Raw genomic sequence first — 6,926 nt, 5'->3', positions numbered from 1 at the left:
GGCTGGCCCGCCAGCCAGTGCGGCGTGGCGCGCGTCGGCGCCTGCCACTTGGCGGGCACGAAGGCCATGACCGGGTCGCGCCGCCAGGGCTCCACCTGCACCCCCTGCACGGTGGGCTGGGGCAGCGCCACCAGGCCCACATCGAGCGTGCCACCGGCCAGGCGGACCATGGTGTCCTGCGAGGTCAGCACCGCCACCTGCACGTCGATGTCCGGGTGCTCCCGGCCCAGCACCTCCAGCGCCTGCGGCAGCAGGTGGGCGATGGCGCCGGTGGAGGCCCCGAGCCGCACCCGGCCCGCCAGGCCCTGCACCTGGCGCTGCACCAGGGCCAGGGTTTCATCGGCATCGGCCAGCAGGCGCCGGGCGCGCTCGACCAGGGCCTCGCCCACGCCGGTGGCGCGCACCTCGCCGCGCTTGCGCAGCAGCAGCGGCGCGCCCACCTGCGCCTCCAGGTCGGCCATGTGCAGGCTCACCGTGGGGGCCGCCAGGTGCAGCACGCGCGCGGCCTCGGCAAACGATCCGAGGTCGGCGATGGTGACCAGGGTGCGCAATCGGTCCAGGTTCAGTTCACGCATGTCGTTCAGAAATCCTGATCCATATGTTTGTGAAATTCAACTTTTCAAATTCTATGCAGCGCCTGAAGATTGCGCATCCCCCATTTGGCACGCACCAGGAGCATCCCGCATGAACAGCAACGCACCCCTCGTCTTCATCGATGGCGACCAGGGCACCACCGGCCTGCAGATCCACGAACGCCTGCACGGCCGCACCGACCTGCGCCTGTTGACCCTGCCCGAGCAGGACCGCAAGGACCCCGCGCGCCGCGCCGAGGCCATCAACGCCAGCGACATCGCCGTGCTGTGCCTGCCCGACGGCCCGGCGCGCGAGGCTGCCGCCTCGGTTACCAACCCAGCCGTGCGCGTGATCGACGCGAGTTCGGCACACCGCACCGATGCCGGCTGGGTCTACGGCTTTCCCGAGATGGACGCCGGCCAGGCCGAGCGCATCGCCAGTGCAAAGCGCGTGACCAACCCCGGCTGTTACCCCACGGGCGCCATCGCGCTGCTGCGCCCGCTGGTGCAGGCCGGCCTGGTGCCCGCGGACCACCCCCTGGCGATCCATGCCGTGTCGGGCTATTCCGGCGGCGGGCGGGCCCGCGTGCAGGAGCACGAGGCCCCAGGAGCAAAGGCGCCCGCCTTCCAGGTCTATGGCCTGCGCCTGGCGCACAAGCACACGCCCGAGATCGAGCGCTACGCCGGCCTGTCGGCGCGCCCCTTCTTCCTGCCGGCCTATGGCGCCTTCCGCCAGGGCATCGTGCTGACCATTCCCCTGCAACTGCGCAGCCTGCCCGCAGGCACCAGCGCCGAGAAGATCCACCAGGCCCTGGCGCAGCACTATGCAGGCCAGCGCCATGTGGAGGTGACGGGGCTGGCCGAGGCCGAGTCCACCGAGCACCTGGACCCGGAGGCGCTGAACGGCAGCAACCAGCTGCGCCTGTCCGTGTTCGCCAACCAGCAGCACGGCCAGATGCTGCTGGCCGCGGTGTTCGACAACCTGGGCAAGGGCGCCTCGGGTGCGGCCGTGCAGAACCTGGACCTGATGCTGGCGCAGATGGCCAAGGGGTAGGCCACTGTTGAGCTGCGCTAATCAATCGATCAGAAAGGATTGATTGTGTGGCGCCACAAAGCCGGGCAGACTCGCGCGCCTCATCCACTACAGAGGCAACATCCATGAAGGTCTGCATCATCGGCGCGGGCGCCATCGGCGGATTCATCGGCACCAGGCTGGCGGCGGCCGGCGGTGCCCAGGTGAGTGCCGTGGCGCGCGGCGCCACGCTGGCCGCGCTCAACCACCACGGCTGGCGCCTGCAGACCGCGGACGGGCTGGTGCAGGCGCCAGCGCACGCCACGGACCGGCCGGCGGACCTGGGCGTGCAGGACCTGGTGGTCATCGCCGTCAAGGGCCCGGCACTGGCGGGCGTGGCGCAGGGCATCGCCCCGCTGCTGGGGCCCGAGACGCTGGTGCTGCCCGCCATGAACGGCGTTCCCTGGTGGTTCTGCCAGGGCCTGCCGGGCTGGGGCGGCGAGCCGCTGGCCAGCGTGGACCCGGGCGGGCGCATCGCCAGCGCCATCCCTCTGCACCACGTGGTGGGCTGCGTCGTGCATGCCGCCACCTCCACGCCCGAGCCCGGGCTGGTGCAGCACCGCATGGGCCGGGGCCTGGTCATCGGCGAGCCCGGTGGCGGCCGCAGGGAGCGCGTGCAGCGCCTGGCGGACCTGCTGAACCACGCCGGCTTCGAGGCCACGCACTCGGCCGATGTGCGCTACGACATCTGGTACAAGCTGTGGGGCAACATGACCATGAACCCGGTCTCGGCCATCACCGGGGCCACCGTGGACCGCCTGCTCGACGACGAGCTGGTGCGCGGCTTCTGCACCGCCGCCATGCAGGAGGCCGGGCGCATCGGCGCACACATCGGCTGCCCGATCGCACAGAGCCCCGAGGAGCGCCACGCCGTGACGCGCAAGCTCGGCGCGTTCAAGACCTCGATGCTGCAGGACGCGGAGGCCGGCCGCGCGCTGGAGATCGACGCCATCGTGGCGGCGGTGCAGGAGATCGGCCGCCGCGTGGGCGAGCCTTCGCCGAACATCGATGCCCTGCTGGGCCTGGTGCGCCTCTTCGGCCGGGTGCGCAGCATTTATCCCGCGGCCTGAGCCTCGTCCAGGGCCACCTGGTGCAGGTGCTCCACCAGCATGCGCGCGGCCGGTGAGAGCCGCTTTTCATCGTTGAAGCAGATGGCGAAGCGCCGCTGGGCCCAGTCGTCCGTGAGCGGCAGCACGCGGATGCCCAGGCTGGCGGCCACCGGTTCGGCCACCTCGCGCGGCACCACGGCGATGCCCAGGCCGGCGCGCACGCAGCGCATCGAGGCATCGAAGGTGCTGACCACCGCCCGGTAGTTGATGGGCCGCCCGATGATGGCCGCGGCCCGCGCCAGCATGGTGTGCACGGCCGTCGATGCCGGCAGGCCCACCTGGTCGAAGCCCAGCGTGTCCTCGAACGCGCAGCGCCGGCGCCGGGCCAGCGGGTGCGACAGCGGGGTGACGATGGCCAGGTGGTCGCGCCGGTAGCTGCGCGTCTGCAGCCCGGCCAGGTCGGCCGCATCCCAGCACACCCCCACGGGCACCACGCCCTCGCGCAGGCTGCGCACCAGCTCGCTACTGACCGCCTCCTCGATGTCGATGCGGATGTCGCGGTGCGCGGGCACCTGCAGGAAGGCGGCGATGTCGTCGGGCAGGAACTCCGCGATCGACGACACCGAGGCCAGTATGCGCACCTGGCCCGTGATGCCATTGCCATAGGCCGCCATGTCGCGCCCCACGCGGTCGGCCGCTGCCAGCATGGCCCGGGCATGCTCCAGCAGGATCTCGCCGGCCCCCGTGGGCACCACGCCGCGTCGGCGCCGCTCGATCAGGGTGTTGCCCACGGTCTGCTCCAGCAACGCCAGGCGCTTGCTGATGGCCGAGGGCACGATGTGGTGCTGCTGCGCGGCGCGGGCGATGTTGCGCGCCTCGCAGACGGCGACGAACAGCCGCAGGGTGGTCAGGTCCAGGTCGCGCATGGGGAGGGGTGCTCCTGCCGTTCCCAACGGGAACGCTATTGCTTCCAGAATACCGCTTTATCGATGGATCGGGAATGCCTACAGTCCCATCCGAGGGCCCACATTGCAGTGCGCCCGACCTGGAGACACCCCATGCCCCCCACGAGCGAGCGCCTGCCGCGCACTGCCGTCATCCGCGAAGTCGGCCTGCGCGACGGCCTGCAGAGCATTGCCACCATCCTGCCCACCGAGCACAAGCGCGCATGGATACGCGCTGCCCACGCAGCCGGCCAGCGCGAGATCGAGGTGGGGTCCTTCGTGCCCGCGCGCCTGCTGCCGCAGCTGGCCGACACGGCCGAGCTGCTGGCTTACGCCAAGACCTTGCCGGGGCTGTTCGCCTCGGTGCTGGTGCCCAACCTGCGCGGCGCCGAGGGTGCGATTGCAGGCGGTGCCGACCTGATGATCGTGCCCCTGTCGGCCAGCCACGCGCACAGCCTGGCCAACCTGCACAAGACGCCCGACGAGGTGGTGGCCGAGGTGGCGCGCATCCGCGCCGCGCGCGATGCCGCGGGCTCGCGCACGCTGATCGAAGGCGGCGTGGGCACGGCCTTTGGCTGCACGCTGCAGGGCACGGTGGACAAGGCCGAGGTGCTGCGCCTGATGCAGGCCCTGCTCGACGCCGGTGCCGACCGTGTGAGCCTGGCCGACACCGTGGGCTACGCCGACCCGGCCATGGTGCGCGACCTGTTCGAGGACGCCGTGCGCATCGCGGGCGAGCGCTTCTGGTGCGGGCACTTCCACGACACGCGCGGCCTCGGCCTGGCCAATGTGGCCGCGGCGCTGGACGTGGGCGTGGCCCGCTTCGATGCCTGCCTGGCCGGCATCGGCGGCTGCCCGCATGCGCCCGGCGCCAGCGGCAATGTGGCGACCGAGGACCTGGCCTACCTGCTCGGCAGCATGGGCGTTGCCACCGGCATCGACATCGCCCGGTTGCTGGACCTGCGCAGCCAGGTGGCCGGGTGGCTGGCCGGCGAGACGCTGCACGGCACCCTGTGGCGCGCGGGCCTGCCCAAGACCTTTCCCCAGGCAGCGATTGCTGCCTGAATTGCACAGCCCAAGGAACCTGCCATGAGCCCCACCCCCGAACCTCGCCTGCCCCTCACGGGCGTCCGCGTCCTCGAATTCACCCACATGGTCATGGGCCCCACCTGCGGCATGGTGCTGGCCGACCTGGGGGCCGAGGTCATCAAGGTCGAGCCGCCCGGCGGCGACAAGACGCGCGAGCTGCCGGGCCTGGGGATCGGATTCTTCCGCTCCTTCAACCGCAACAAGAAGAGCGTGGTGATCGACATCGCCACCGAGGACGGCCGCGCCACCGCGGCCGAACTGGCCGGAGAGTGCGACGTGGTGCTGGAGAACTTCCGCCCCGGGCTGATGGCCGGCTTCGGGCTCGACTACGAGACGCTGTCGCAGCGCTTTCCGCGCCTGATCTACGTGACGCACAAGGGCTTCATGCCCGGCCCCTACGAGAACCGGCTGGCGCTGGACGAGGTGGTGCAGATGATGGGCGGCCTGTCGTACATGACGGGGCCCGTGGGCCGGCCGCTGCGCGCGGGCACCTCGGTCAACGACATCATGGGCGGCATGTTCGGCGCCATCGGCGTGCTGGCCGCGCTGCGCGAGCGCGAGTTCACCGGCCGCGGCCAGGAGATCCAGAGCGCGCTGTTCGAGAACTGCGTGTTCCTGTCGTCCCAGCACATGCAGCAGTTCGCCATGACGGGCGAGGCGCCACCGCCCATGCCCTCGCGCGTGTCGGCCTGGAGCGTGTACGACGTGTTCACGCTGGCCGACGGCGAGCAACTGTTCATCGGCGCGGTCAGCGACAAGCAGTTCCTCACGCTGTGCCGCGTGATCGAGGCGCCCGAGCTCGCAGCCGACCCGGCCCTGGCCACCAACACCCTGCGCGTGGGCGTGCGCCCGGCCCTGCTGCAAAAGCTCGGCGCCATCCTGCAGCACCACCGCGTGCAGGACCTGGCCCCCCGGCTGGAAGCCGCCGGCATTCCCTACGCGCCCATCGTGCGCCCGGACCAGCTGATGGACGACCCGCACCTCAAGGCCAGCGGCGGCCTGGTACCCATGCAGACCGAGGACGGCGGCACCACCGACGTGGTGCTGCTGCCCCTGCGCATGGACGGGCGCCGCCCCGGCGTGCGCCGCCCGCTGCCGCGGGTGGGCGAGCACACCGAAGAAATCCTCGCCGGCCTGCCCAGCCGGGTTCCGGCCTGACCCCTTTTCGCAATCGACAAGAACCACAGGAGACAAGCACCATGAAAGCCACGACCTCTACCCCGTCCTTCCAACCGCACCGCCGCGCCGCCCTCTGGCTGGCCGGCCTGGCCCTGTGCGGCGCTGCCGTATCGGTGCGCGCCAATGACAAGCCCATCCGCATGGTGCTGCCCGTGGGCGCCGGCTCGGGGGTGGACACCATCATGCGCGCGGCCGCGCCGCAGCTGATCAAGGCGCTGAACGGCCAGCCTGTGGCCATCGAGAACCTGCCCGGCGCCGGCGGCATCACCGGCGCCTCGGTGATCGTGCGCGCGCCAGCCGACGGGCTCACGCTGGGCGTGGTGTCCAACAACCACGTGGTCAACCCCAGCGTGTTCAAGAAGATGCCGTTCGATGCCGTGGGCGACATCACGCCGATCTCGGTGGTCGGTGCCACGCCCTTCGTGCTGGTGGTCAACCCCAAGATCCCGGCGAAGAACGCCAAGGAGCTGCAGGCCCTGCTCAAGGCCAAGCCCGATGGCTACAACTACGCCTCTTCGGGCAACGGCACCATCATCCACCTGGCGGGCGCCATGTTCATGGAGGCCGCGGGCGTGGAGGTGCGCCACATCCCCTACAAGGGTGTGGGCCCCATGGTCACGGATTTGATGAGCGGCCAGGTCGAGATCGGCGCGGTGGCGCTGCCCGCCGTGCAGGGCCAGCTCAAGAGCGGCGCGCTGCGCGCCATCGGCATCATGGGCAAGCAGCGCGTGGCCTCGCTGCCCGACCTGCCGACCATTGCCGAGCAGGGTTTCCCCGACGTGGACGTGGCCGGCTGGTTCGCCGTGGTCGGCCCGGCCAAGCTGCCGCCCGCCGAGGTCAAGCGCCTGCATGCCGCCGTGGTGGCAGCCTTCGCCATGCCCGAGACCCGGGATGCCATGGCCAAGCAGGAGAACATCATCAACCCCATGTCGCCCGAAGCCTCGCTGCAGTTCTTCAAGACCGAGCAGGATCGCTATGCGCGGCTGGTGAAGAAAGCCGGTGTGACCGTGGAATGAGTGCG

7 protein-coding genes are annotated in these 6,926 nt (G+C 71.0%); 5 read left to right on the top strand and 2 right to left on the bottom strand.

The genetic code is table 11. The features are described from left to right. The coding region (locus PMI14_RS13275; protein ID WP_007855104.1) for a LysR family transcriptional regulator at positions 1 to 575 on the bottom strand (575 nt) is incomplete at its 3' end. Between the two features lie 109 nt (positions 576 to 684). On the opposite strand from PMI14_RS13275, the gene argC reads away from it, so the two are divergent. Beyond that, positions 685 to 1,626 carry an N-acetyl-gamma-glutamyl-phosphate reductase gene (gene argC, locus PMI14_RS13270; protein WP_007855103.1) on the top strand — a complete coding sequence of 314 codons (942 nt, stop codon included), beginning with the start codon at positions 685 to 687 and terminating at the stop codon, positions 1,624 to 1,626. A 104-nt stretch (positions 1,627 to 1,730) separates the two neighbouring features. Beyond that, positions 1,731 to 2,714: a 2-dehydropantoate 2-reductase gene (locus tag PMI14_RS13265; RefSeq protein ID WP_007855098.1), complete on the top strand. Its 984-nt coding sequence runs from the start codon at positions 1,731 to 1,733 to the stop codon at positions 2,712 to 2,714. Here PMI14_RS13265 and PMI14_RS13260 read toward each other — a convergent pair. Further along, the gene (locus tag PMI14_RS13260; protein WP_007855096.1) at positions 2,699 to 3,619 is read right to left on the bottom strand and encodes a LysR family transcriptional regulator; all 921 of its coding nucleotides are present in this window, start codon (positions 3,617 to 3,619) and stop codon (positions 2,699 to 2,701) included. The two genes, PMI14_RS13265 and PMI14_RS13260, sit on opposite strands and share 16 nt — an antisense overlap. A gap of 132 nt (positions 3,620 to 3,751) precedes the next feature. Here PMI14_RS13260 and PMI14_RS13255 point away from each other — a divergent pair, with 132 nt between their 5' ends. The 3 genes from PMI14_RS13255 to PMI14_RS13245 are packed head-to-tail and all read left to right on the top strand — an operon-like array spanning position 3,752 to position 6,921. After that, complete coding sequence (locus PMI14_RS13255; RefSeq protein ID WP_007855094.1) at positions 3,752 to 4,702, top strand: hydroxymethylglutaryl-CoA lyase; 951 nt, start codon at positions 3,752 to 3,754, stop codon at positions 4,700 to 4,702. A 24-nt stretch (positions 4,703 to 4,726) separates the two neighbouring features. Continuing rightward, entirely contained in the window at positions 4,727 to 5,884 is a 1,158-nt protein-coding gene (locus PMI14_RS13250; protein ID WP_007855092.1) for a CaiB/BaiF CoA-transferase family protein, read from the top strand. 41 nt (positions 5,885 to 5,925) lie between these two features. Then, positions 5,926 to 6,921, top strand: coding sequence for a tripartite tricarboxylate transporter substrate binding protein (locus tag PMI14_RS13245; RefSeq protein ID WP_007855090.1), 996 nt, complete (start codon positions 5,926 to 5,928; stop codon positions 6,919 to 6,921). Positions 6,922 to 6,926 lie beyond the last annotated feature (5 nt).

Origin of the sequence: Acidovorax sp. CF316, from assembly GCF_000276605.1 — a bacterium.
In the GTDB taxonomy this organism is placed as follows: domain Bacteria; phylum Pseudomonadota; class Gammaproteobacteria; order Burkholderiales; family Burkholderiaceae_C; genus Acidovorax.
This window is presented reverse-complemented; position numbering and strand designations above follow the sequence as displayed.

What these genes read in the sequence shown, in the direction of transcription:
- argC (WP_007855103.1), top strand. Translation starts at nt 685, where the DNA reads ATGAACAGCAACGCACCCCTCGTCTTCATCGATGGCGACCAGGGCACC.
- PMI14_RS13265 (WP_007855098.1), top strand. Translation starts at nt 1,731, where the DNA reads ATGAAGGTCTGCATCATCGGCGCGGGCGCCATCGGCGGATTCATCGGC.
- PMI14_RS13260 (WP_007855096.1), bottom strand. Translation starts at nt 3,619, where the DNA reads ATGCGCGACCTGGACCTGACCACCCTGCGGCTGTTCGTCGCCGTCTGC.
- PMI14_RS13245 (WP_007855090.1), top strand. Translation starts at nt 5,926, where the DNA reads ATGAAAGCCACGACCTCTACCCCGTCCTTCCAACCGCACCGCCGCGCC.
- PMI14_RS13250 (WP_007855092.1), top strand. Translation starts at nt 4,727, where the DNA reads ATGAGCCCCACCCCCGAACCTCGCCTGCCCCTCACGGGCGTCCGCGTC.
- PMI14_RS13255 (WP_007855094.1), top strand. Translation starts at nt 3,752, where the DNA reads ATGCCCCCCACGAGCGAGCGCCTGCCGCGCACTGCCGTCATCCGCGAA.